At 56.6% G+C, this 24,223-nt stretch carries 15 protein-coding genes, 3 tRNA genes and 2 rRNA genes; 10 read left to right on the top strand and 10 right to left on the bottom strand.

Annotated features, from left to right (window positions below; all coding sequences use genetic code 11):
- Positions 1 to 143: 143 nt before the first annotated feature.
- Positions 144 to 1,583 (bottom strand): Gfo/Idh/MocA family protein, encoded by a 1,440-nt coding sequence (locus tag HER32_RS05260; protein ID WP_168683221.1) that lies wholly within the window; start codon positions 1,581 to 1,583, stop codon positions 144 to 146.
- Between the two features lie 456 nt (positions 1,584 to 2,039).
- On the opposite strand from HER32_RS05260, the gene HER32_RS05255 reads away from it, so the two are divergent.
- On the top strand, positions 2,040 to 3,392 hold the full coding sequence (locus tag HER32_RS05255) for a D-alanyl-D-alanine carboxypeptidase/D-alanyl-D-alanine-endopeptidase (RefSeq protein ID WP_168681040.1): 1,353 nt from the start codon (positions 2,040 to 2,042) through the stop codon (positions 3,390 to 3,392).
- Here the strand turns inward: HER32_RS05255 and HER32_RS05250 are convergent.
- The 4 genes from HER32_RS05250 to HER32_RS05235 form a co-directional block, all read right to left on the bottom strand.
- A complete protein-coding gene (locus tag HER32_RS05250; protein ID WP_168681038.1) occupies positions 3,389 to 3,889 on the bottom strand; it encodes an FG-GAP repeat protein in 501 nt (166 codons plus the stop codon). The genes HER32_RS05255 and HER32_RS05250 overlap by 4 nt on opposite strands.
- 185 nt (positions 3,890 to 4,074) lie before the next feature.
- The gene (gene serA / locus HER32_RS05245) at positions 4,075 to 5,976 is read right to left on the bottom strand and encodes a phosphoglycerate dehydrogenase (protein ID WP_197748874.1); all 1,902 of its coding nucleotides are present in this window, start codon (positions 5,974 to 5,976) and stop codon (positions 4,075 to 4,077) included.
- Positions 5,977 to 6,178: 202 nt separating this feature from the next.
- Positions 6,179 to 6,568, bottom strand: a complete 390-nt coding sequence (locus tag HER32_RS05240; protein WP_168681036.1) for a VOC family protein — start codon at positions 6,566 to 6,568, stop codon at positions 6,179 to 6,181.
- Between the two features lie 33 nt (positions 6,569 to 6,601).
- On the bottom strand, positions 6,602 to 7,312 hold the full coding sequence (locus HER32_RS05235; protein ID WP_149072770.1) for a DUF421 domain-containing protein: 711 nt from the start codon (positions 7,310 to 7,312) through the stop codon (positions 6,602 to 6,604).
- A gap of 168 nt (positions 7,313 to 7,480) precedes the next feature.
- Between HER32_RS05235 and HER32_RS05230 the strand changes: the two genes are divergently transcribed.
- Complete coding sequence (locus HER32_RS05230) at positions 7,481 to 8,485, top strand: transglutaminase-like domain-containing protein (protein ID WP_232066393.1); 1,005 nt, start codon at positions 7,481 to 7,483, stop codon at positions 8,483 to 8,485.
- Between the two features lie 78 nt (positions 8,486 to 8,563).
- Here HER32_RS05230 and HER32_RS05225 read toward each other — a convergent pair whose 3' ends face one another.
- The 5 genes from HER32_RS05225 to HER32_RS05205 form a co-directional block, all read right to left on the bottom strand.
- Positions 8,564 to 9,514, bottom strand: coding sequence for an aldo/keto reductase (locus tag HER32_RS05225; protein ID WP_168681034.1), 951 nt, complete (start codon positions 9,512 to 9,514; stop codon positions 8,564 to 8,566).
- A 181-nt stretch (positions 9,515 to 9,695) separates the two neighbouring features.
- The gene (gene clpX / locus HER32_RS05220) at positions 9,696 to 10,919 is read right to left on the bottom strand and encodes an ATP-dependent Clp protease ATP-binding subunit ClpX (RefSeq protein ID WP_149072772.1); all 1,224 of its coding nucleotides are present in this window, start codon (positions 10,917 to 10,919) and stop codon (positions 9,696 to 9,698) included.
- Between the two features lie 309 nt (positions 10,920 to 11,228).
- Positions 11,229 to 11,936 carry a ClpP family protease gene (locus HER32_RS05215; protein ID WP_149072773.1) on the bottom strand — a complete coding sequence of 236 codons (708 nt, stop codon included), beginning with the start codon at positions 11,934 to 11,936 and terminating at the stop codon, positions 11,229 to 11,231.
- Positions 11,937 to 12,114: 178 nt separating this feature from the next.
- Entirely contained in the window at positions 12,115 to 13,446 is a 1,332-nt protein-coding gene (tig, locus tag HER32_RS05210; protein WP_168681032.1) for a trigger factor, read from the bottom strand.
- Positions 13,447 to 13,607: 161 nt separating this feature from the next.
- Positions 13,608 to 13,689: transfer RNA gene (locus HER32_RS05205), tRNA-Leu, on the bottom strand.
- 257 nt (positions 13,690 to 13,946) lie between these two features.
- Here HER32_RS05205 and HER32_RS05200 point away from each other — a divergent pair.
- The 8 genes from HER32_RS05200 to HER32_RS05165 all read left to right on the top strand — a co-directional run bounded on the left by HER32_RS05200 (position 13,947) and on the right by HER32_RS05165 (position 24,189).
- Positions 13,947 to 16,154, top strand: a complete 2,208-nt coding sequence (locus tag HER32_RS05200; protein ID WP_168681030.1) for a RelA/SpoT family protein — start codon at positions 13,947 to 13,949, stop codon at positions 16,152 to 16,154.
- 138 nt (positions 16,155 to 16,292) lie between these two features.
- Positions 16,293 to 16,766 (top strand): Fur family transcriptional regulator, encoded by a 474-nt coding sequence (locus HER32_RS05195; RefSeq protein WP_149072980.1) that lies wholly within the window; start codon positions 16,293 to 16,295, stop codon positions 16,764 to 16,766.
- Positions 16,763 to 17,110 (top strand): STAS domain-containing protein, encoded by a 348-nt coding sequence (locus HER32_RS05190; protein ID WP_149072981.1) that lies wholly within the window; start codon positions 16,763 to 16,765, stop codon positions 17,108 to 17,110. Before HER32_RS05195 ends, HER32_RS05190 begins: the two co-directional genes overlap by 4 nt.
- Positions 17,110 to 18,381 (top strand): adenylosuccinate synthase, encoded by a 1,272-nt coding sequence (locus tag HER32_RS05185; RefSeq protein WP_149072982.1) that lies wholly within the window; start codon positions 17,110 to 17,112, stop codon positions 18,379 to 18,381. Before HER32_RS05190 ends, HER32_RS05185 begins: the two co-directional genes overlap by 1 nt.
- Before the next feature lie 861 nt (positions 18,382 to 19,242).
- Positions 19,243 to 20,757 (top strand): 16S ribosomal RNA (locus HER32_RS05180).
- Positions 20,758 to 20,897: 140 nt separating this feature from the next.
- Positions 20,898 to 20,971 (top strand) — tRNA-Ile (locus HER32_RS05175).
- A gap of 39 nt (positions 20,972 to 21,010) precedes the next feature.
- Positions 21,011 to 21,087 (top strand) — tRNA-Ala (locus tag HER32_RS05170).
- A gap of 194 nt (positions 21,088 to 21,281) precedes the next feature.
- Positions 21,282 to 24,189, top strand: a 23S ribosomal RNA gene (locus tag HER32_RS05165).
- Together the 16S and 23S rRNA genes with 2 tRNA genes alongside form the textbook arrangement of a ribosomal RNA operon.
- Positions 24,190 to 24,223: the final 34 nt, after the last annotated feature.

Genomic DNA, 24,223 nt, shown 5'->3' with positions numbered 1-24,223 from the left:
CTCCCCCGCCAGAACATACACGCTAACCCAAACGGCGCGGCTCCGGCTTGCCGTTGGCGCGGCAGTGGAGGTGCAACCTCCACGCCATAGCTAGGCACGAGTTACGCTGAGCTAAACTCGCGCCAGCCGTTCTTGAGCTGCGGCTACGCCTCTTTGGGCTCGGGGCCGCGGAAGGCATCCACGCCTTTCACGGCAGTGAGCTTCACCGGCCGCCCTTCCCGCGCCGACTGGTAAATGGCTTCCATGATGCGGTGGTCCTGCAGGCCCTCTTCCCCGGGCGTGTGGGGTTGTTTGTTTTCTAGAATACACTCCGAAAAATGGTCCATTTCGGCGGCAAACTGGTTTTTGGTGGGGATGGTAATCTGGTTCTGCAGTTTGGCCTTGCCCTCGGCGTGGGAGGTTTGCAGGCGCTGGCCTTGGTAGGCGTAGGCGTTGTCGAGGTGGAGCCAGCCGCGCTCGGCACTCACACGGTAGAAGCGCGAGTCGTGGGTGTTGTAGTGGGTGACGCAGTTGACGATGACGCCGTCGGGGAAGCGCATCTGCCAGCTCATCATTTCCTCCACTTCCTTGAACAGCGGGTTGCCGGGCGTGCTGTGCATGTAGGCAAATACCTCGGTGGGCTCGGTGCCCAGCAGGAAGCGGGAAGTGTTCAGGCAGTAGAGGCCAATATCAGGTAGGGCGCCGCCGCCGGCTAGGGCTTTCTTGTGGCGCCAGTGGTCGGGGTTGGCCGAGCTTTGGCTGTTCTGGGCCTCGATGTACTTGGGCTTGCCGAACTTCTCGTCGCGCACCATGTCGCGCACCTGCCGGTTGTAGGGCTCGTACTGGATGCGGTAGGCCACCATCAGCTTCACGTTGGCTTTTTTGCAGGCGTCAATCATCAGCTCGCACTCCCGCGCCGAGTTGGCCATGGGCTTTTCGCAGAGAATGTGCTTGCCGGTTTTGGCCCCGCGAATCACGTACTCGGCGTGCAGGGAGTTGGGCAGCACGATGTAGATGGCCTGCACCTCGGGGTTGTCCTTCAGCTTTTCGTAGTCCTGGTAGCTGTAGCAGCTTTCGGGCTTGATGCCGTACTGGGCGGCCACTTTCTTCAGCTTCTCCGGCGAGCCGCTCACCAGCGCCACCGGCTTCGACTTCTTGCACTCCCCAAAGGCCGGCAGCAGCTCTTCCAGCGTGAGGTGCCCCAGGCCCACCAAGGCATAGCCCACTCGCTTATCCGGCGGCATCGGCGTAGGTACCGGCCCCGATTTGGGGTCCACGTCCGATTTCCACGCTTCCAGCTCAATGGGCTTGCTCTCGTCGGCTGGCACCTTGGCTGGCGGCGAAACGGCCTCTGATGACGGTACCTTTTGCCCACCCGGCGCGGTGTAGGTGGTGGCAGCGTCCACCTCCGAGGCTGGGGTGCCGGTAGTGGGCGTGGCGTCGGCCGCTTTGGCATCCGGAGTGCCCGACTGGCAGCTGGCCAGCGTGGTGGCCGCTACCCCCACGGCTAGCCCCCGCCCGGCCAGACTCAGAAACTCCTTACGCGACACTTCCTGGCTGGCGTGGCGCAGGACGGTATTCAATAGTTCGTTGGTGAGGGCCATGGGGCAGAAGGGCGTTGGGGTGAAGTATTGTATATGGCTAGGGTAAGCAGGCAGCAGGAAGAAGGCTTGTCGTCCAGAGTACGACATCTTTTACCCGATTAGCCAGGTGATTATCCGCTGAACATTACGCATCGGTTTACCCGGCCCGTCTGGAAAAGGTTGGATTGGTATCCCCAACCAGGGTACCCTATAGCTACTGTAGCAGCAGGGTAGGGGAGTAGGGGAAGTAGCTACTGCAGCAGCAACCGCTAGGCTTCAGACAATGCTGTTATAGTCTTTGCAGCAAGTGATGCTGTGATTTTGAAAATTATTTTGCTTCTTAACTAGCTGATATACAGTTATAATAACTAGTATTGCCAAATGAATACTTGACATTATATTAAAGTAAAGCTTTAATTAGGCGTGCTGAATGCACAAAAAGCCAGCGCCTAAGCTTATAAATGGGCGCACTCTGCCATGAGCCGCCTGACCCTACTGATCCTGTTCTTATTGGGCGTTACCTGTAGTCTGGCCAGAGCCTCTGGTAACGAAAACGCCGAGGCCGAGGTGGCCTTACGGCGCGGTCCGCACTGGTTGCATAAGCTCATCAGCCGCTCGCCGGTACTGCAGCAGCACCACGTAGGCGTGAGCCTGGTGGATGTAGCCACAGGGGAGCGGGTATACCAACTCAACGAGGAAGATTACTTCGTGCCGGCCAGTACCATGAAGCTGTTCAGCTTCTACGCGGGCTTGCACCTACTACCCGATTCCTTGCCTAGCCTGCGCTACGTGGTGCGCCACGACTCGCTTATCTTCTGGGGCACCGGCGACCCTACCCTGCTCCACGGCGACGTGCCCTCTAGCCGGGCTTTTCGGTTCCTAAAAAGCCGCCCCGAAAAGCTGTTCTACATGCCTATTCCCTGCGTGGATACTTTTGGGCCGGGCTGGAGCTGGGACGACTACAACTACTACTACCAGCCGGAGCGTGGGCCTTTTCCCATTTACGGCAACACCGTGCGCTTCTACGCCCGGGCTGGCCAGAGCCGTCCCCGCGTGCTGCCGGCCGTGTTTACGGCCAGTGTGGAGCCAGCCCCGGCCCAATACCTCAACAGCACCGACCACGTGCGGCGGGCCGTGCTGGAAAACCGCTTTTTTGTGCTGCCCAGCCAGAAAAACTGGATTGACGAAACGCCTTTCCGTACCAGTACTGGTCTGCTGACCTCGCTCCTGCAGGATACTCTGCGTAAGGCCGTAGGACAGCTGCCCTGGCAGCCAAGCGTGGTTGGAGCCGACCTGCAAACCGTAAATGGCCTGCGCGTGGACTCCCTGTACCGACGCATGCTGCGGGTATCCGACAACTTTCTGGCCGAGCAGCTGCTGCTGATGTGCTCCACGCGCCTGGGCACTGATTCCTTGAGCACGGAGCGGGTTATCCGCCAAGTACAGCGCCAACTCCTCACGGATTTACCCGACACGCTGCGCTGGGTGGATGGCTCTGGGTTGTCGCGCCTGAACCTGACTACGCCCCGCACCCTCACGGCCCTGCTCCTAAAGCTGCACCGCGAAGTACCTGAAAAGCGCCTGTTCGACCTGTTAGCCGCGGGCGGGCGCCAGGGTACCCTGCGCCGCCGCTACCGCGACCCGCGCGGCCTCTGGCTTTGGGGCAAAACCGGCACCCTCACCAACATCCATAACCTGACGGGCTACTTGCGCACCCGCAAGGGCCGCGTACTGGCCTTCAGCTTCCTGAACAACAACATCCCCGGCGACGATACCGCCGTGCGCAACGAAATGGAGCGGATTCTAACCCAGGTGCGAGACCGGCTTTAGCAGCTCTGGTACAGCCAGCGGTAGTGGGTGCCCGTCCAATAAAGCACGCCGCCTTTTTCTCCGTCTGAAAACTCAATGGCCGGGTAGCGTAAGGTAATAGGACGCTCCCGCAGCGTTTCCTGCTTGTCCAGGTATACCTCGTACGTCTTCTGCTTGGTAAAAAGCCGCCACTGATTAGTCCAGGCTAAGTTTCCTTTCGGAAGTTCATCAACCGGGTTACTGGTGGTACCAATGATAAACGGCGTCGGCTGGCCCTGGTGAAAGATAATAACGCCTTGGCTGCCGGTAGTGCGCCGAGCCGCGGGTATGGCTACATCCACCTTTCCGTCGCCGTTGAAGTCAGCCTGTAGGAACGCACCGTGCAGATAGTTGCGGCGGCTGAATGTTTGCTCAAGCTTTTGCTGCTGCCACTGAGCTTGCGCCCACGCGGGTAAGGCCGTGTGTGGCGGCTTAGCAATCAGTAGAGGCAGGCTGAGAAGCAGGATGGCGGGTGCCACAGGAAGGAATGGCGAGATAGAAGGTAGTATATCAGATCAGAAGCGTCATTCCGAGCGCAGCCGAGGAATCTTGCTTGATGTTGTCTTAATGGCATTACACCATCAGCACGCAAGATTCCTCGGCTGCGCTCGGAATGACGTTCTTCTTTCTAAGCCCCTAAGCCCCTAAGCCCCCAAGACCGCCATTAGTACAGTACCCGGAACTTGATGGTGTGCTCCACTTTGCGCAGCTCGCCGATTACTTCCTGCTCGTATTCTTTGTCGATGTCGGTGATAACGTAGCCGATGTGCTCGTTGGTTTTCAGGTACTGGCCGAGAATGTTCACGTGGTGCTGGGCCAGCACATTGTTGATGCGGGCCAGCACGCCGGGCACGTTGTGGTGAATGTGGATGAGGCGGTGGGCCTGCTGCTCGGGCAGCTGGATGTTGGGGAAGTTGACGCTCTGCTGGGTGTTGCCAGTATTCACGTACTGCATGATGCGCTCCGGCACAAACTCAGCAATGTTGCGCTGAGCCTCGGCCGTACTGCCGCCGATGTGGGGCGTGAGCAGCACGTTGGGCAGGCCGCGCAGTTCGCTCTCGAAGCTTTCCTGGTTGGTTTTGGGCTCGTAGGGAAATACGTCCACGGCCGCCCCGCCCAGGTGGCCCGAGCGCAGCACGGCCGCCAAAGCCGGCACATCTACCACGTGGCCGCGGCTGTTGTTGAGCAGCAGGGCGCCGGGCTTCATCAAAGCCAGCTCAGCGGCCCCGATGAGGTTGGTATTGGCGGGGCGGCCGTCTACGTGCAGGGTCACAATATCGGCCTGCTGAAGCAGCTCCTGCAGGGTGCGCACCTTCACGGCGTTGCCGAGCTGCAGCTTTTCGGCCACGTCGTAGTAGAGCACCTGCATGCCTACGGCCTCGGCTACCACCGAAAGCTGGGAGCCAATGTTACCGTAGCCGATAATACCTAGCTTCTTTCCCCGGATTTCAAACGAGCCCCCGGCCGACTTATCCCAAGTGCCTTGGTGCATCTTGGGGTTCTTTTCGGGGATGCGGCGGGCCAGCATGATGATTTCGCCCAGGGCCAGTTCCACCACCGAGCGAGTGTTTGAGAAGGGGGCGTTAAATACCGCCACGCCTTTTTTCATGCAGCCCGCCAGGTCAATCTGGTTGGTGCCGATGCAGAACGCGCCAATGCTGATAAGGCGGTTGGCGGCGTCGAGCACGCGTTGGGTTACCTGAGTCTTGGAGCGGATGCCCAGAATGCTCACGCCCTCAATCTGCTGAATCAGCTCTTCCTCGTCGAGGCCGCCGGGCACGGTGTCTACCTGATAGCCTTCCTGGCGGAACAGCTCGGCAGCGCGCGGATCGGGGTTTTCGAGGAGCAGGACTCTGATGCGGTTTTTGGGGTACGAGAGGGTCATCGGAAGCTTGTTCTGGTAAAGAAATTCGTCGAAGGAAGGAAGCACCTCGTCGGCGCGGGCTACTACGGCCTCGCGGTGCACGTTTTCGGTGAAGGCGTAGAAACGGTTGGCCAGACCGGCCTCGCGAATCTGATAGTCGGTGTACCCGTCGCCGAGGGCGTACACGTCACCGTCGAGGTCGAGCTGACGCAGCTGCAGGATTTTACCTCCGTCGCGGCTGAGCACGTTTTCCGTGTCGAAGCCCGTGATGCGGCCGTGGGCATCGAAGGTGAAGGTGTTGGCCAGCACGTGGTCGGCGTCGATGCCAAACTCGGCCACGACCGGCTCGATGAACTCGCGGAAGCCACTGCTTACGATGTACACCCGCCCCGGAAACTGCTCGAAGAAGCCGCGGTTGCGCCGGATGCTCTCCGAAACTTTGCCTTTCAGCCGCTCGACCAGCAGGTCAATATGCTCGCGCCGGGCCGGCAGCAAAGCCAGCCGCTGCTTCAGGGACTCCGAGAAGTTCAGCTCCCCGCTCATGCCCCGGTCGGTAAGAGCACGAATGGCACCAACTACTTCCTGGCGGTTAGGCTGGCCCGCAAGGGCTATGTCGGCTAGCTCGTCCAGGCCTTCTACTTGGGTAAACGTGCTATCAAAGTCGATGATCAGGTAGGGCAGCGTCGAATCAGGTCTTGGCATAATGCCGGCAAGGTAGAACGCAACCAGCAAATGCGGGCAAGCCTGCCACGGCGCGTTCTACGATTTCAAACGGAAAATAGCCTCTGGGCTTGCTGCCTCACTAGTAGCGTAGCCAGCTGCAGCGTGGATGGTAAGCGGCGAGCCTGCGTCGTTATCGGGGCCGCTCCTGAAACCTTCGTGCCAACAGGAGCGAGCCGCCCGGTTACGCCTCATAAAACTCCAGCGGCAGGCCGTCGGGGTCCTGAATAAAGGTGAAGCGCCGGCCGGTAAACTCATCTATGCGCACGGGCTCGGCTACTACGCCGTGGGCCGCCAGGTGCTGCACGGTAGCTTCTATATCCGCTACGGCAAAAGCCAGATGCCGTATGCCGGCCGCTTCGGGGTGGGAAAGGCGCGCCGGCGTTTCAGGGAAGGAAAACAGCTCGATGATGTACTGGCTGCCCAAAACCAGATCCAGCTTCCAGGATTCCCGCTCAGCCCGGTATACTTCCCGCAAGACGCGCAAGCCAAGTACCTCGGTGTAGAAGTGTTTGGACCGACCATAATCAGAGCCGATAATGGCAATGTGGTGAACGTGGAGCAATGGCACCATAAGCAAATAAGTGCAGGCGAGGAAAGCGGGAAATTACGCTATCCGCGGGTCGTCACAGGCAGGAATCCAGGTTTCGTGCTGGCATACGGCGCACTGGGCAAGGCTGCCTTTGGCTAGTTCCTGCACGTGCCCGCACTGGCAGCAGGCATGCTTGCCGGCTTCCTCAGCGCGGCGACGTACCTGCTGCAGCCGCTCCGGCCAGATAGACAAGCCGGGGCGCACATCATCGTCGGCAAAGTAAAAAACGCTGACGTTGCCGGTGGCTTCAATATAAGCCCGGCGCACTTGCCCCAGGTGCTCTACCTGGAGCTGGCGTAGCTCCCCGAAAAGCTCTTTCTGCGTCAGGTTCTGCTTCTGGAAGTTTGGAAGGTTGATTTCGCCGTTTTCTACCAGCAGCACCGGGGCGCCCTCCAGCCAGTCAGAAAAAGCGGGGAACTTCTCGGTAAGCCGGTTAAACAGCAAGTATAGGGCTGAAACCACGCCGAAGACCACGACCGTATGCAGCAGCGGCGTGTCGTGGTAAAGCATGGCGTCCCCCGCGGCCGAGCCCAGCGCCAGGATAATGCTTAGCTCAAAAATGGAAAGCTGCCGCACGCCCCGGCGCCCCGTTACACGCAGGGCCGCCAGTATGAGTAGGTAGACAATCAGGCAGCGCAGCCCTACTTCCAGCAGAAACAGGGGAGGCGCTTCCTCGGAAAATAAGATGCGCTGCCAATCGAATGGGTGAACGGAAGGAGAGGCCATAAGCAGCAATAAGGCGGAAAGCGGGAATAGCGTAAAACTATGCTAACGTAGCAGGTGGGGTTACTGTTGAGTTACAGAAGGCTGCCGCGGCTGTGAAGCTTGGATGGCCGTACCTTTGCGCGGTCGATGCCACTGTACTTCAGCGGCCGGCCCCGTTTCCATTTTCTTATGCATTCACTTTGCTTTCAGTGGCGCGGCCTGCTCGCGGCGCTGCTTTGGTTGATGACCCTCCCGCAGCTTACTACCGCTCAGTCGACGGCGCGTGCGCGCACCTTTATTTTCGAGTACCAAGCTACCGTTCCCGTTGCGCCAGCCAAAACCCGGCAGGTAGATCTATGGCTGCCCGTAGCGCACTCCGATGCCGCCCAAGATGTGCAGATCCTGCAGATTGACGCACCCGGCAAGCATAAAGCGACGGAAGGTCAGCATGGTAATCAGCTCTTACACTTGCGTCTGCGCCAGCCCAAAGCGCCCACCACGGTGCTGGTGCGCTACCAGGTGACACGCCGGGAACACCGGGCACCTCAGCCAGCCAAAGGCCGGATACCCATGCAAGACCCTGACTCGGCTCGCTGGCTGGCCCCCGACCGCCTCGTGCCCCTCGACGACCAGATCCGAAGCTGGGCCCGGGAGGTGGTACGTGAAGCCCGCGCCGAAATGCCACTCGACCAGGCCCGGGCTATCTACAACCACGTGGTGGCCACCGTCAAGTACGATAAAACCGGCCAGGGCTGGGGGCGCGGCGACATTTACTACGCCTGCGACGCCCGCCACGGCAACTGCACCGATTTTCACGCCCTGTTTATCGGCTACTGCCGTGCCCTGGGTATTCCGGCCCGCTTCAGCATCGGCTTTCCGCTCCCGCCGGAGCGCGGCACGGGCGAGGTGAAGGGCTACCACTGCTGGGCGGAGTTCTACACTCCCCAAACCGGCTGGGTACCCATCGATGCCTCCGAAGCCGCCAAGAACCCGGACCGCCGGGAGTACTACTTCGGGGCGCACGATGAAAACCGCGTGGAATTCACCCGCGGCCGCGACCTTACCCTCGAACCCGTTCAGCAGGCTCTGCCGCTTAACTATTTTATCTATCCCCACGCCGAAGCCGATGGCAAGCCGCTAGAGGGCGTGCAGCACTCCTTCCGCTATCAGGATGTGCTGGCCGATGAGCTATAATTAGCCTAGCTGCAGCAGAAAAAGCCCGTCATGCCAAGCAAAAAGCAAAGCATGACGGGCTTTTTTCGCCTTCGTTATTTACTCGCCGGCTTGATTGAGGGTCCGTACGTCTTCGGCAGTCAATGTCAAATCGGTGGCGCGGAGCAGCTCCGTAACCTGCTCGGGGCTGGTGGCGCTGGCAATGGGCGCCGTAAGGCCGGGCTGGGCCATAATCCAAGCCAAAGCTACCTGGGCGGGGGTGGCCTGCAGGCGGTCTGCTACTTCATCCAGAGCCTTGAGGATACGCAGGCCTTTTTCGTTCAGGTACTTCTGGCCAACGCCGCCCCCGCGCGGACTTTTCTGCAAATCGGCTTCGGAGCGGTACTTGCCGGTAAGGAAGCCGGCCGCCAGCCCGTAGTAGGGAATAACGCCAATGTGCTGCTCCTGCAGTAAGGGCAGCAGGTCCCGCTCAAACTCGGCGCGGTCGTAGAGGTTGTAGAGCGGCTGCAGGCTCTCGTAGCGCGGGAAGCCGTGCTGCGCACTGGCTTCGAGGGATTCGCGCAGACGGGCCGCCGAGAAGTTAGAAGCGCCAATGGCGCGCACCTTGCCCTCTTTCACCAATTGGGCGTAGGCTTCCAATGTTTCCGCAACTGGAGTGGTCGGGTCGTCGCGGTGCGACTGGTACAGGTCGATGTAGTCGGTTTGCAGGCGCTTGAGGGAGCCTTCCACGGCGCGCAGGATGTAGTCCTTCTTCAGACCCTTGTTTTCGGGGTTTACTTCCCAGCCTACTTTGGTGGCAATGACCACGTCGTCGCGGCGGCCGCGCTGCTTCAGCCACTTGCCGATAATGGTTTCGGATTCGCCGCCCACGTGGCCGGGTACCCACACCGAGTAGCCATCGGCGGTATCGATGGCGTTGCCGCCCCCCGCTACAAAAGTGTCTAGAATACGAAAGGAGGTGGCTTCATCGGCCGTCCAGCCAAAGACGTTGCCGCCCAGCATGAGCGGGGCAATATGCAGGCCTGAGCGGCCTAGTTCGCGGTGTTGCATGATTTTTTACAGCAGATAGGTTGCGTAATCTGTCCTAAACTGCCAGAAGAAGCAGAAGGTTATTGCCATGGACAAAAGCCAAAGGCAGAACGCAGGCTGCGAACCATGCTCAGGCTCATCAAACAAGCAGGCCCTGAAATAGCTATTCCAGGGCCTGCTTGTAGAGGTTGTAGGAGAGGACTTACGCCGCGCGCAGCTGCTTTAGCGGGGAGCTTTCAAACTTGCTGCGGGCATATTCCTCATCGATGATGAGCTCCTGCGCGCCTTCTTCGGAGGGCATGTCAAACATGGCGTCCGTCATGATGCTTTCGCAGATGCTGCGCAAGCCGCGGGCCCCCAGGCGGTACTCGTCGGCTTTCACCACAATGTACTCCAGGGCACCCTCCGAGAAGGAAAGCCGAATGTCTTCCATCTCAAACAGGCGCTGATACTGCTTTACAATCGAGTTCTTGGGCTCGGTGAGAATCTTGCGCAGGGTAGCGTGGTCGAGCGGGTTGAGGTGGGTAAGCACCGGCAGACGGCCAATAAGCTCGGGGATGAGGCCGAACTGCTTCAGGTCCATGGCCGTTACGTAGCGCAGGAAGTTCTGGGTGTCAATCTTTTCTTCCAGCTGCGTTTTGGCAAAGCCCATGGGCTTGGTGTTGAGCCGGCTCTTGATGATGCGCTCAATGCCTACGAAGGCGCCACCGCAGATGAACAGGATGTTTTCGGTGTTCACCGTAATCATCTTCTGCTCGGGGTGCTTGCGGCCGCCGTGTGGGGGCACATTCACGGTGGTGCCTTCCAGTAGCTTCAGCATGGCTTGCTGCACGCCTTCGCCGCTCACGTCGCGGGTGATGCTGGGGTTGTCGCTTTTGCGGGCAATCTTGTCGATTTCGTCGATGTAGACGATGCCACGCTCGGCCGCTTCCACGTTATAGTCGGCGGCTTGCAGCAGGCGCGTGAGGATGCTTTCCACGTCTTCGCCCACGTAGCCGGCCTCCGTGAGTACGGTGGCATCGGCAATGCAGAAAGGCACCTGCAGGATGTTGGCCAGCATGCGCGTGAGGAAGGTTTTGCCCGTGCCGGTTTCGCCCACCATGATGATGTTCGACTTCTCAATCACCACGTCGTCCTTCTGCGGTTTCTGCATCAGGCGCTTGTAGTGGTTGTACACGGCCACCGACATTACTTTCTTGGCTTCGTCCTGGCCCACCACGTACTGATCGAGGTACTCCTTCATCTCGCGGGGTTTCACGAGGTTGAACTTGGGGGTCTTCGAACTCGAGCGAATCTTGTTTTCCTCGTTGAGGATTTGCTGGGCCTGGCCCACGCACCGCTCGCAGATGTGGGCATTGATGCCCGAAATCATCACGGTAACGTCTTTTTTGCTCTTGCCGCAGAAGGAGCACGTAATATCTGCCATGGATAGAAGACTCTCGAAAAAGGGGAGGGGTTGCCAGGCAATAGCCCGGCAGCTCGCAAAGGTACGAAAAGGCCAACGCCCCGCGCACGGGAAAAAGTGCCAATGGCGGAGGTTCCTACTTTAACACGGAAAAGCCCACTACTGATTTTCAGATCAATAGCGGGCTTTTTCGCAGTTGCCAGATAATATTCTTGTCATTCCGAGCGAAGACGGGGAATCTCGCTGGAGTGGTAACTTAAATTACCACGCAACATCAGCACACAAGATTCCTCGACTGTGCTCGGAATGACGTTCTACTGGAAAAGTAGCTTAGGCGGTTTTCTTTTCGAGCACTTCGTCAATCAGGCCATACTCTTTGGCCTCATCGGCGCGCATCCAGTAGTCCCGTTCCGAGTTGTCGTGGATTTCCTGGTACGACTTGCCGCTGTGCTTGGCCAAGATGTCATACAGCTCCTTTTTCAGCTTCAGAATCTCACGGGCCGTGATTTCAATGTCCGTCGACTGGCCTTGGGCCCCGCCCGAAGGCTGGTGAATCATGACGCGGGCGTGGGGCAGAGCAGAGCGCTTGTCTTTGGCGCCGCCAGCCAGCAGTACTGCGCCCATGGAGGCAGCCAGGCCGGTGCAGATGGTCGCCACATCGGGGTTCACATACTGCATGGTGTCGTAAATACCGAGACCAGCGTACACCGAGCCGCCAGGCGAGTTGATGTACAGCAGAATGTCCTTCTTGGCATCAGCCGACTCCAGAAACAGCAGCTGAGCGGTGATGATGTTGGCAATATAATCGTCGACGGCCGTGCCCAGGAACACAATGCGGTCCATGATCAGGCGCGAAAACACGTCAATTTCGGCAAAGCGCGTGGGGCGCTCCTCAATCACGGAACGCGTCATGCCCGTGGGCAGCATCATTCCAGAGCGCACCTGGCCTTCCACGTGCTGCAGGTATTGATCAACGCCCAGACCGCTCAGGCCCTGGCCTTTCACGGCGAACTTGCGGAACTCTTGTTTATTCAGCATGGAGGGAGAAAAATGTTAGAAGTTAGATCTGAGAACTTAGAAAGAAGAATACAGAACTGAGAATCAAAATGCCGAACAAGCTAGGTTCTCACCTCTATCTTCTCAGTTCTAAACACAAAAAAGCCCCAACGGCAAGTAAGGGCTTTTTTGTTGGTTTGAAAACCGGGCAAGCTAGCGGTTAGCTGGCTGCCTGATTGCGGAAGTCCTCGGCCGAAATCGGAGTATCGTTAACAACAATTTTGCCGCGCAGGTTTTCGAGTACTTTCTCTGCCAGAATGGCTTCATACTCCTGAATGTAGTTCTTGCCGTTTTCCTGCTTGAGGTAGTTATCAGCAAAGCCGCGCACCGATTCGCGCATCTCTTCGCTTACCTCGGGCAGGTTAAACTGGCCCATGATCTTCTCAATGGTGCGGTCCACGATTTCATCGTTCGACACCTTTAAGCCTTGCTCCTCAACTACTTTGTTGCGGATCATCGACCACTTCAGCTCCTTTACATAGTCGTTGTAGTGCTCTTCTACCTGCTCAGCGGTCAGCTTGCCTTCGTTGGCGCGCACCAGCCACTTCTTGAAGAACTCCGTCGGCACTTTGATTTCGGTGGCGTCTACCACTTTGTCAATGATCTGCCGATTAATCAGGTTGTCAGCCTCGCGGTCGTAGTTGTCCTGTACCGTCGAGCGGATTTTAGCGTCAAACTCTTCCTTCGACGATACGGCATCTTTGCCAAACACCTTGTCGAACAGGTCCTGGTTGTGCTCGGCGTGGGCGGTGCGGGTAATTTTCTCCACGGCCAGCGTGTAGTCGCCGCTTACTTTGGCGGCTTCGTCCTTGCTCAGGCCCGAGAAGTTGGCAATGGCCGAAGCGTCGCCATCAAACGCCTTGCTCAGGTCGAAGGTCAGCGTGTCGTTGGCTTTCACGCCCACAAACTGCTCGGCGCCATTCTTTACTTTATTGGTGGGCAGCAGCACGGTGCGGCCTTCGCCTTCCTCGTCGGCCTTCTTCAGCTTGCCAAACAGGTAGTCGCCCGCTTCGGAGGTTTCGGGGTTGGTGGTTTCGCCAAACTGGCGGCCAATCTGCTCGTAGGTTTCGTTCAGTGTGTTTTCGTCGAGCTCTACCTGGTGGCGGTCCACGGAAATAGCCTGGTCGGCGGGCAGTTCGAAGTCGGGCAGCAGGCCCAGCTCAAACTGGAATTCGTAGTCTTTCTGGGTGTCAAAGTTTACGTCGGAAGGCACGGGCAGCGGCTCGCCCAGGATCTTCACGCTGTTTTCCTTGATGTAGCCATCCACGGCTTTGCTGAGCAGGGCGTTGATTTCATCAACCAGAATGCCTTTGCCGTACATCTTGCGCACCAGGGTGGTGGGCACTTTGCCCGGGCGGAACCCTTTGATCTGCGCTTTCTTGCTATATTCCTTCAGCTTGCTTTCTACGGCCGGGCTGTAGTCGGCTTCGGCCAGCTTTACTGTCAGGATGGCACTCAGCTGTTCGTCGTTTTTGTCGAGGGTAATATCCAAAACGGGTCGTCGGTTAGGAAGTAAAGAAAAGGTAGCGTTGGGGCTGCCAGCCAAAAGGCGCCCGAACACTTACGTGGCGGACGCCCGGGAAAAATAAACCCCCAACCGTTGGGTTGAGGGCGAAAGGGAACGGTTCGGGTACTACAGCTTAAACCAATATGTGCGGATGGAGGGACTCGAACCCACACGCCTTGCGGCACCAGATCCTAAGTCTGGCACGTCTACCAATTTCGCCACATCCGCCTGAAGGCCGTTTGCCTCGGGGGCGCAAAGCTACAAAAGGCAATGAGATTTTCAAATTGCTGAGCAAAAACCGCCTGAAAGATGTTAGCTGGTCGTCGACGGCGTGGAGTAAGGAAGGTTTCGGGCCATTGAACGGGCGTATTCGGCGGTTAGCGGCGAATCGGGGGCTTTCTGTCGGGCGGCACCGCAAACCCAGCGCCGGCTTCGTACTTTCGTAGTATCCGTACTTTTCCAGCCTCTGGTAGGCTGGCGCACCCATGGCAACTCACATCGACCCCGAGGTAGAACGCAACGAAATCCTGCGCCACTACCGCCGTCTGCTCCGCACCGCTAAGCCCTTCCTGCAGGGCAACGATGCCAAGCTCATCAAAAAAGCCTTCAACACGTCGTTGGAGGCCCACAAGGAGATGCGCCGTAAGTCGGGCGAGCCGTACATTCTGCACCCGCTAGCGGTGGCTCAGATTGTGGTGGAGGAAATCGGCTTGGGTACCACGGGCATTGTGGCCGCACTGCTGCACGATGTGGTGGAGGACACGCCCTGGGAGGTGGCCGACGTAGAGCGCGAGTTTGGCCAGAAGGTGGCCCGCATCGTGGATGGGCTTACCAAGATTTCGGGCGTTTTTGAGTACGGCACCTCCGAGCAGGCCGAGAACTTCCGCAAAATGCTGTTCACGCTCTCCGAGGATGTGCGCGTGATTCTCATCAAGCTGGCCGACCGCCTGCACAACATGCGCACGCTCGACTCAATGCCGCGCCACAAGCAGCTCAAGATTGCCTCGGAAACCATTTACCTCTACGCTCCGCTGGCCCACCGCCTGGGCCTCTACGCCATTAAGAGCGAGCTGGAGGATCTTTATCTGAAATACACCGACACCGAGATATATAAGGAGTTGGTGAACAAGGTTCGCCAGAGCCGCAGCGCCCGCAACCGCTTTATTAAGGAGTTCGTTACGCCTATCGACGAAGAGCTGCAGGTGCAGGGCTTCGACTACGAAATCAAGGGCCGCCCCAAAAGCATCTATTCAATCCTGAAGAAGATGCGCAAGCAGAATATCACCTTTGAGGAGGTGTACGACCTGTTTGCAATTCGCATCATTCTGGATGTGCCCTACGAACAGGAGAAGGCGGCCTGCTGGCAGGTGTACTCTATCGTTACGGACTTCTACCAGCCCAATCCCGACCGCCTGCGCGACTGGGTAAGCACGCCTAAAGCCAACGGCTACGAAAGCCTGCACACCACCGTGATGTCGCGGGCCGGGCAGTGGGTGGAAGTGCAGATCCGGTCCCGCCGCATGGACGACATTGCTGAGAAAGGCTACGCAGCGCACTGGAAGTACAAGGACTCGGGAACCAGCCCCGCGGAGTCCAGCCTCGAAGCCTGGATCAATAAGGTGCGCGAGATGCTCGAAACCAATAACTCCAGCGCCCTGGAGTTTATGGATGAGTTCCGCCAGAACTTATTCGTGAAGGAAGTATACGCCTTCACCCCCAAAGGCAAGCTGGTCATACTACCGGATAAGTCGACGGCTCTGGATTTCGCCTTCGAAATTCACTCCCAGATTGGCCTGCAGTGTCTCGGCGCCAAGGTAAACCAGAAGCTGGAGCCGCTCAGCTACCAGCTCCGCAATGGTGACCAGGTGGAAATCCTGACCTCGCAGAAGCAGCGGCCCACCGAGGAATGGCTCAACTACGTCATTACGTCCAAAGCCCGAGGCCGCATCCGCGAGTATCTGCGCGACGACAAGCGCACAAAAGCCGAAGATGGCCGCTACCTGGTGGAGAAAAGGCTTGAACTGCTGGGTGTGGAGTTTTCGCCCGACAATGTGAACCGCCTGCTGGCACACTTTAATGTGTACAACCCCCAGGATTTCTATTACCGGCTAGCCATTGGGCAGATTGACGGCCGCGAAATCAAGGAAAGCATCTTCGATCCGGCCAACGAGCCGCCAAAAATGCCCTCCATGCTCGAGCCCAAAGCTTTCGACCATGAAGTGCAGAAAATTCGGGGCGTAAATGCCAACATGCTGGTGATAGGGGAGCAGACCGAGAAGTTCGACTACACCATTGCGCCGTGTTGTAACCCCATTCCCGGCGATGATGTGTTTGGCTTCGAAACCGAAAATGGCATCGTCATTCACCGCACCTCCTGCCCAAAAGGCGTGGATCTGATGTCGAACTACGGCAACCGCATTGTGCGGGCGAAGTGGACGGATCAGCTGGAGCTAGCTTTCCTGGCTGGCCTGCGCATTAAAGGTTCGGATAGAGTAGGGCTGGTGAACGATGTAACCCGCATTATCTCCAACGCTCTCAAGGTGAACATGCGCTCCATCACCATTGATTCAAACGACGGTATGTTCGAAGGTCAGATCATGGTATTCGTCAACGACACCGACCACTTAAACAAGCTAATTCAGCGCCTATCGAGGGTAAATGGCGTTCTGCAGGTGGAACGATTCGCCTCGTAGCACAAAAAAGTATATAGCGCACAAAGAGGTATACAGAGAGGTGTAAGAGGCCTGCCGGTGAATTGCCGAAACCTGTACAAGCAGATAAGCCATTGGGTGCCTACCTTTGTTACTCCTTATAGATAAGGAAGAACCCGAATGCTGGATCAGGAGAAATTTGACGAGGTAAAGAAAATCTTCACCGCGTATTTAGAAAACAAGGGCCTGCGCAAAACGTCGGAGCGCTACGCTATACTGGAGGAAATCTACTCGCGTACCGGCCACTTTGATGTCGAGGAGCTTTACGCCGGCATGAAGCAGCAGGGCCTGCAGGTAAGCCGCGCCACGGTCTACAACACCCTCGATTTACTGGTGGAACATGGCTTGGTAAGCAAGCACCAGTTTGGCCGCAACCTCGCGCAGTACGAGAAAAGCTACGGCTACCGCCAGCATGACCACGTCATCTGTACGGAGTGTCATAAGGTGGTCGAGTTCTGCGACCCGCGCATTCACGGTATCCAAACCATGGTCGGGGAGTTACTCAACTTCCATATCTTGCACCACTCTTTGAACCTGTACGGCGTGTGCGGCGACTGCCGTGCCAAAGCCGCCGCCCGCTCTCAAGCCGAATGAAAACCGAAGCCGCCGTCCAGAACGGCATCCTGTACGTGCGCCTGGCCGGCGACCTGATTGGCAGCCCCGACTCGCAACAGCTGTTGCATACCGTAAACACCCAGCTGGGGGAAGATGTCATGCTTTGCGCCATTGACCTCTCCAGCGTGCGGTTCATCAATAGCACCGGTATCGGTGTGCTGGTGTCCATTCTCACCAAATTTCGCAACCAAGGCGGCGAGCTTGTGCTGATCAACCCTTCGGACCATATCCGCAAGCTGTTGGTCATCACCAAGCTCAATGCCATTTTTACAATTGCCGCCAACGATACGGAAGCGGCTGAACATCTGAAAGCCATACGCTAATGCCTGTTGACGTACTCGTCGGATTACAGTGGGGAGATGAAGGGAAAGGAAAAATTGTAGACGTACTTGCGCCAACCTACGATGTAGTTGCCCGTTTCCAGGGAGGGCCTAACGCTGGCCACACGCTCTTCTTCGATGGCGTGAAGCATGTACTGCATCAAGTTCCTTCGGGCATCTTTCACCCGCACATCATCAACGTCGTTGGCAATGGCGTTGTGCTTGACCCGGTTGTTTTTCGCCAGGAGCTGCAGAAGCTAACCGACCGTGGAATAGACTGGGGCAAGAACCTCTTTATTTCCCGCAAGGCTCAACTCATCCTGCCCTCGCACCGTGCCCTCGACCGCATCAGCGAAGAAGCCCGCGGCGGCGACAAAATCGGCTCTACTTTAAAAGGTATTGGCCCCACGTATCAGGATAAGATAGGCCGCACCGGCCTGCGCGTCGGCGATGTCCTGCTACCTGATTTCCGCCAGCGCTACCAGGATGCCGTAGCCCGCCACGCTACGTTGGCGGCTTTCCATAATAAGGAGCTGGAAATCGAACCCTTCGAAGCCGACTTCTTCTCCGCCGTAGAGTTTCTGCGCACCCTCCAGGTAGTTGACACCGAATACTTGCTGAACGACCACCTGAAACAGGGTAAGAGTATTCTGGCCGAAGGAGCGCAAGGCTCCATGCTCGACATTGATTTCGGGACGTATCCGTTCGTAACTTCTTCCAGCACCATCGTGGCTGGAGCTTGCACGGGCCTGGGTATTGCCCCGCGCCATATAGATAAGGTATACGGTATCAGCAAAGCCTACTGCACGCGAGTTGGCAGTGGCCCTTTCCCAACCGAGCTACACGACGAAGTAGGGGAGCAGATCCGGGCAGCTGGCCGTGAGTTTGGCGCAACCACGGGGCGCCCGCGCCGCTGTGGCTGGATTGACCTACCTGCCCTACGCTATAGCATTATGCTCAATGGCGTCACCGAAATTCACCTGATGAAGGCTGATGTGCTGGATGAGTTTGAGGAAATCCAAGTGTGTACGCACTACCGCGCCGCCGATGGTACCGAAACCGACCAGCTACCTGACTACGCCACCTTACAAACCATGACGCCTGTTTACAAGACCATGGCTGGTTGGCGGACCTCATTACCTGCTATTACCGACCCTGCTAAGCTACCCCAGGAGTTGCAAACCTACCTTGAGTTTCTTGAGGAGCACTTGCAGGTGCCCATCCGCATAGTTAGCGTAGGCCCTGACCGCGTGAGTACACTGCATAGAGGCTAAATAGTAAATGCCAAACAAAACGAGCGAGGCGCTAGAGTCCTCGCTCGTTTTGTTTGATGTGGCAAAGCAACAGCCCTCAAGCACGCACCGGTAAGACATGTCGGTTTACATGGAGTGATTTTTTGTTTAGGTTGTGAACTTTGTATCAGTAATAAGTAGTTAACCACCAGAGCTCTTCTAGCGCTAAGGGTTGATTTCTTCAACACAGAGCTCAATAAATCTTTGCGTGAGTTTGGAAAAGCAAAAAGGAAGCCCCACTTTTGCACTCCCAAACCGGAACGCGGTAGGGAGGATCTTCCGGCAAACGCAGAAATAGTCCTATATAGGAGCTACTGCTTTCAGGCACTGGGTTTAGCCAGTCGCTGAAAAAAAAGTTTGCCAACGGGGTTGCAAAAGCGGTTGCGGGTTTCGTACCTTTGTCCTCCCAACGCGAATCGCGCGGCGGAACGAAGTGAGAATAACACAAAAATTTATTTTTGTGGAAACTTGCAAAAGGCGCTGAGGTGTTGTTACCTTTGCAGCCCGCTTCAACCGGAAGGGGGAATTGCTCGTCACAAGTGCTTGTCGAACGAAAAACTTTTTTTCTTCGGGAGCCTTGCAGAAAGCAAAAAGGTTCTTACCTTTGCAGCCCGCTTCGACCGGAAGGGGCACAGTACCCGGGCTAACTAGCCCACCAGGTTCTTCCAACAGGGAAGGACGGACGTTCTTTGAATGACTGGAATTGACAAATTTGGGTGAGGCTGTTGTAGGCGACTACAGCAGCAGCAAGACCAAGCGTAACAGAACGAACAGACACGTCAAACATACGAGTCGGATCAGCACTTGACATCAGCCCTAGTTCGCTAGGGTGTAGAAATTTATACAATGGAGAGTTTGATCCTGGCTCAGGATGAACGCTAGCGGCAGGCCTAATACATGCAAGTCGAACGGACGGTAGCAATACCGTTAGTGGCGCACGGGTGCGTAACGCGTAACCAACCTGCCTGGATCTGGGGGATAGCCCGCCGAAAGGCGGATTAATACCGCATAAGCCACGAGAGCGGCATCGCTTTTTTGGTAAAGATTTATTGGATTCAGATGGGGTTGCGTAGCATTAGCTAGTTGGCGGGGTAACGGCCCACCAAGGCGACGATGCTTAGGGGACCTGAGAGGGTGATCCCCCACACTGGCACTGAGATACGGGCCAGACTCCTACGGGAGGCAGCAGTAGGGAATATTGGGCAATGGGCGAGAGCCTGACCCAGCCATGCCGCGTGCCGGATGAAGGCCTTCTGGGTTGTAAACGGCTTTTCTCAGGGAAGAAAAAGAGGATGCGTCCTAAACTGACGGTACCTGAGGAATAAGCACCGGCTAACTCCGTGCCAGCAGCCGCGGTAATACGGAGGGTGCAAGCGTTGTCCGGATTTATTGGGTTTAAAGGGTGCGTAGGTGGCCCGTTAAGTCCGGGGTGAAAGCCTCTTGCTCAACAAGAGAACTGCCCTGGATACTGGCGGGCTTGAGTCCAGACGAGGTTGGCGGAATAGAAGGTGTAGCGGTGAAATGCATAGATACCTTCTAGAACCCCGATTGCGTAGGCAGCTGACTAGGCTGGTACTGACACTGAGGCACGAAAGCGTGGGGAGCGAACAGGATTAGATACCCTGGTAGTCCACGCCGTAAACGATGGATACTCGCTGGCAGCGATACACTGTTGCTGGCTTAGCGAAAGCGGTAAGTATCCCACCTGGGGAGTACGCTCGCAAGAGTGAAACTCAAAGGAATTGACGGGGGCCCGCACAAGTGGTGGAGCATGTGGTTTAATTCGATGATACGCGAGGAACCTTACCTAGGCTAGAATGCGCGTGACCGGTTCAGAGATGAACCTTTCCTTCGGGACACAAAGCAAGGTGCTGCATGGCCGTCGTCAGCTCGTGCCGTGAGGTGTTGGGTTAAGTCCCGCAACGAGCGCAACCCCTATGTTTAGTTGCCAGCGGATTATGCCGGGGACTCTAGACAGACTGCCTGCGCAAGCAGTGAGGAAGGCGGGGACGACGTCAGGTCATCATGGCCCTTACGCCTAGGGCTACACACGTGCTACAATGGACGGTACAGAGGGTCGCTACACAGTGATGTGATGCCAATCTCACAAAGCCGTTCTCAGTTCGGATCGGAGTCTGCAACTCGACTCCGTGAAGCTGGAATCACTAGTAATCGCGTATCAGCAATGACGCGGTGAATACGTTCCCGGGCCTTGTACACACCGCCCGTCAAGCCATGGAAGTTTGGTAGACCTGAAGCTGGTGCTCGTCACAGAAGCCAGTTAGGGTAGAACAAGTAACTGGGGCTAAGTCGTAACAAGGTAGCCGTACCGGAAGGTGCGGCTGGATCACCTCCTTTCTGGAGCGGTTCGACTCGTTGACGTGGAATGTTCGCTAATAAGTACACTTTGGTTTTGTAACCTGGATTTGTCAATCCCTTCATTCAAGATATTGATTCGGATTCGAGGCACTACCGTTGGCGGTGTCACTCGAAGACCCGGGCTTGTAGCTCAGGTGGTTAGAGCGCTACACTGATAATGTAGAGGTCCCTGGTTCGAGTCCAGGCAGGCCCACTGGTCACAGCGGGGTTGCCGTGTGGACTAGAGCAGAACGGGGGATTAGCTCAGCTGGCTAGAGCACCTGCCTTGCACGCAGGGGGTCAACGGTTCGAATCCGTTATTCTCCACCATTCACAAACTGGCCAATCGGGTCGTTTGGGTGAGAATACATAGTATAAGGAATGTGAAGCTCATCCTTCACATTCCGCATTGTCTTCAACAGGAAGACAAATGTTCTTTGACGTAGTGTAACGAGTAAGAAAGAAAACAAAGAGTGATACACCTTGTGTATCACCCGAGCCCTCCAGCCTTCGGGTTGGAGCTACAAGAAGTAAGCAAGGGCACACGGGGGATGCCTAGGCTCTCAGAGGCGATGAAGGACGTGATAAGCTGCGATAAGGCCAGGGGATTAGCACATATAAGGTGATCCTGGCATTTCCGAATGGGGCAACCCCTCTACTTGAAGAGTAGAGACTTCGTAGCATTTGCTACCAAGGGCAAACCCGGGGAACTGAAACATCTAAGTACCCGGAGGAACAGAAAATAACATATGATTCCCCAAGTAGTGGCGAGCGAACGGGGAGGAGCCCAAACCGGGTTGGTTACGGCCAGTCCGGGGTTGTAGGACCTCAACATCTGATTGATTTACATTAGCTGAATGGCATGGGAAAGCCAACCACAGACGGTGAGAGTCCGGTAAGCGACCTTGTAGATCACGGTAGAGGATTCCTGAGTAGGGCGGGGCCGGAGAAACCCCGTCTGAATCCAGCGGCACCATCCGCTAAGGCTACATACTCCTGAGAGACCGATAGTGAACTAGTACCGTGAGGGAAAGGTGAAAAGAACCGGGAATACCGGAGTGAAAAGAACCTGAAACCGTGTGCTTACAAGCAGTTAGAGGGGTTTTGTGCCCTGATAGCGTGCCTTTTGCATAATGAGCCTACGAGTTACTCCTCTCTGGCAAGGTTAAGTGTATAGATGCACGGAGCCGCAGCGAAAGCGAGTCTGAATAGGGCGCAGAGTCAGAGGGGGTAGACGCGAAACTTTGTGATCTACCCTTGAGCAGGTTGAAGGTTGGGTAACACCAACTGGAGGACCGAACCAGTTTCCGTTGAAAAGGATTTGGATGACTTGAGGGTAGGGGTGAAAGGCCAATCAAACTGAGAAATAGCTCGTACTCCCCGAAATGTATTTAGGTACAGCGTCGGCGTGGAGTCAGCGGGAGGTAGAGCTACCGATAGGACTAGGGGGTGTCACAGCCTACCGAATCCTGACGAACTCCGAATGCCCGTTGATATAGCCGGCAGTGAGGCTTGGGGTGCTAAGGTCCCAGGCCGAGAGGGAAAGAACCCAGACCATCCGCTAAGGTCCCTAAATTCGGACTAAGTTGAACAAAGGAGGTCCAGTTGCCTTGACAGCCAGGATGTTGGCTTGGAAGCAGCCATGCATTTAAAGAGTGCGTAACAGCTCACTGGTCGAGCGACAGGGCATCGATAATACGCGGGCATCAAGTCCGGTACCGAAGCGATGGATTTGCACTATGTGCAAGTGGTAGGGGAGCATTCCAGCAGCGGTGAAGGTATCCTGTCAGGGGTGCTGGAGCGGCTGGAAAAGCAAATGTAGGCATGAGTAACGATAAGGCAGGTGAGAAACCTGCCCGCCGATAGACTAAGGTTTCCTGCTCAACGCTAATCGGAGCAGGGTTAGTCGGGACCTAAGGGGCAGCCGAAGGGCGCGACCCGATGGACAGCTGGTTGATATTCCAGCACTTATTCAGTGGAGTGATGCAGTGACGCAGAAGTGAAAGATGCGCGGGCGGACGGAAGTGCCCGTTAAAGTGCGTAGGTATAGGAAGGGTAGTTAAGTACGCCCATCTTGCCGAACCACGATAGTACCCTACGGCTTCGGCCACGGGGATAGTCATCCTAATCAGACTGCCAAGAAAACCTGCTAAGCGTTTACTGCTGAATAACCCGTACCGCAAACCGACACAGGTAGTCAAGGAGAGTATCCTGAGGCGCTCGAGTGAATCACGGCCAAGGAACTCGGCAAAATGGTCCTGTAACTTCGGGAGAAGGGACGCTTCCTTGCAGCAATGCAAGAAGCCGCAGTGAAAAGGCCCAGGCGACTGTTTAACAAAAACACATGGCTTTGCAAACGCGCAAGCGGACGTATAAGGCCTGACACCTGCCCGGTGCCGGAAGGTTAAGAGGGGAACTTAGTCGCAAGGCGAAGGTTTGAATCGAAGCCCCGGTAAACGGCGGCCGTAACTATAACGGTCCTAAGGTAGCGAAATTCCTTGTCGGGTAAGTTCCGACCTGCACGAATGGTGTAACGATCTGGGCGCTGTCTCAGCCGTGAGCTCGGTGAAATTGTAGTCTCGGTGAAGATGCCGAGTACCCGCCACGGGACGGAAAGACCCCGTGCACCTTTACTATAGCTTGACATTGACGCTGGGTAACACATGTGTAGGATAGGTGGGAGACTATGAAGCGGTGCCGCCAGGTATCGTGGAGTCAACGTTGAAATACCACCCTTGTGTTGCTTGGCGCCTAATCCGGAAACGGAGACCGTGTCTGGTGGGTAGTTTGACTGGGGTGGTCGCCTCCAAAAAAGTATCGGAGGCTTTCAAAGGTCCGCTCAGTACGCTTGGTAACCGTACGCAGAGCGCAATAGCAGAAGCGGGCTTGACTGTGAGGCCTACAAGCCGAGCAGGGTCGAAAGACGGATATAGTGATCCGGTGGTTCCGCATGGAAGGGCCATCGCTCAAAGGATAAAAGGTACGCCGGGGATAACAGGCTGATCTCCCCCAAGAGCTCATATCGACGGGGAGGTTTGGCGCCTCGATGTCGGCTCGTCACGTCCTGGGGCTGGAGAAGGTCCCAAGGGTTCGGCTGTTCGCCGATTAAAGTGGCACGCGAGCTGGGTTCAGAACGTCGTGAGACAGTTCGGTCCCTATCTGTGGTGGGCGTTGGATATTTGACAGGACCTGACTTTAGTACGAGAGGACCGAGTTGGACCAGCCGCTCGTGCACCGGTTGTGACGCCAGTTGCAGCGCCGGGTAGCGACGCTGGGATGAGATAAGCGCTGAAAGCATCTAAGTGCGAAACTCACCTGAAGATGAGATATCCGTTTAATAAGAGTCGTGGAAGATGACCACGTTGATAGGCACTAGGTGTAGAGGTCGAAATACCACAGCCGAGGTGTACTAATGACTCGAACGCTTCTGTCGATGAAGCTCACCGTTTTCCCTTTCTTACCCGTT

Origin of the sequence: Hymenobacter sp. BT18 (assembly GCF_012273015.1) — a bacterium.
Taxonomy (GTDB): Bacteria; Bacteroidota; Bacteroidia; order Cytophagales; family Hymenobacteraceae; genus Hymenobacter; species Hymenobacter lutimineralis.
Note: the sequence above shows the minus strand (reverse complement) of the source record. Positions and strands in the feature narration are given on the sequence as shown.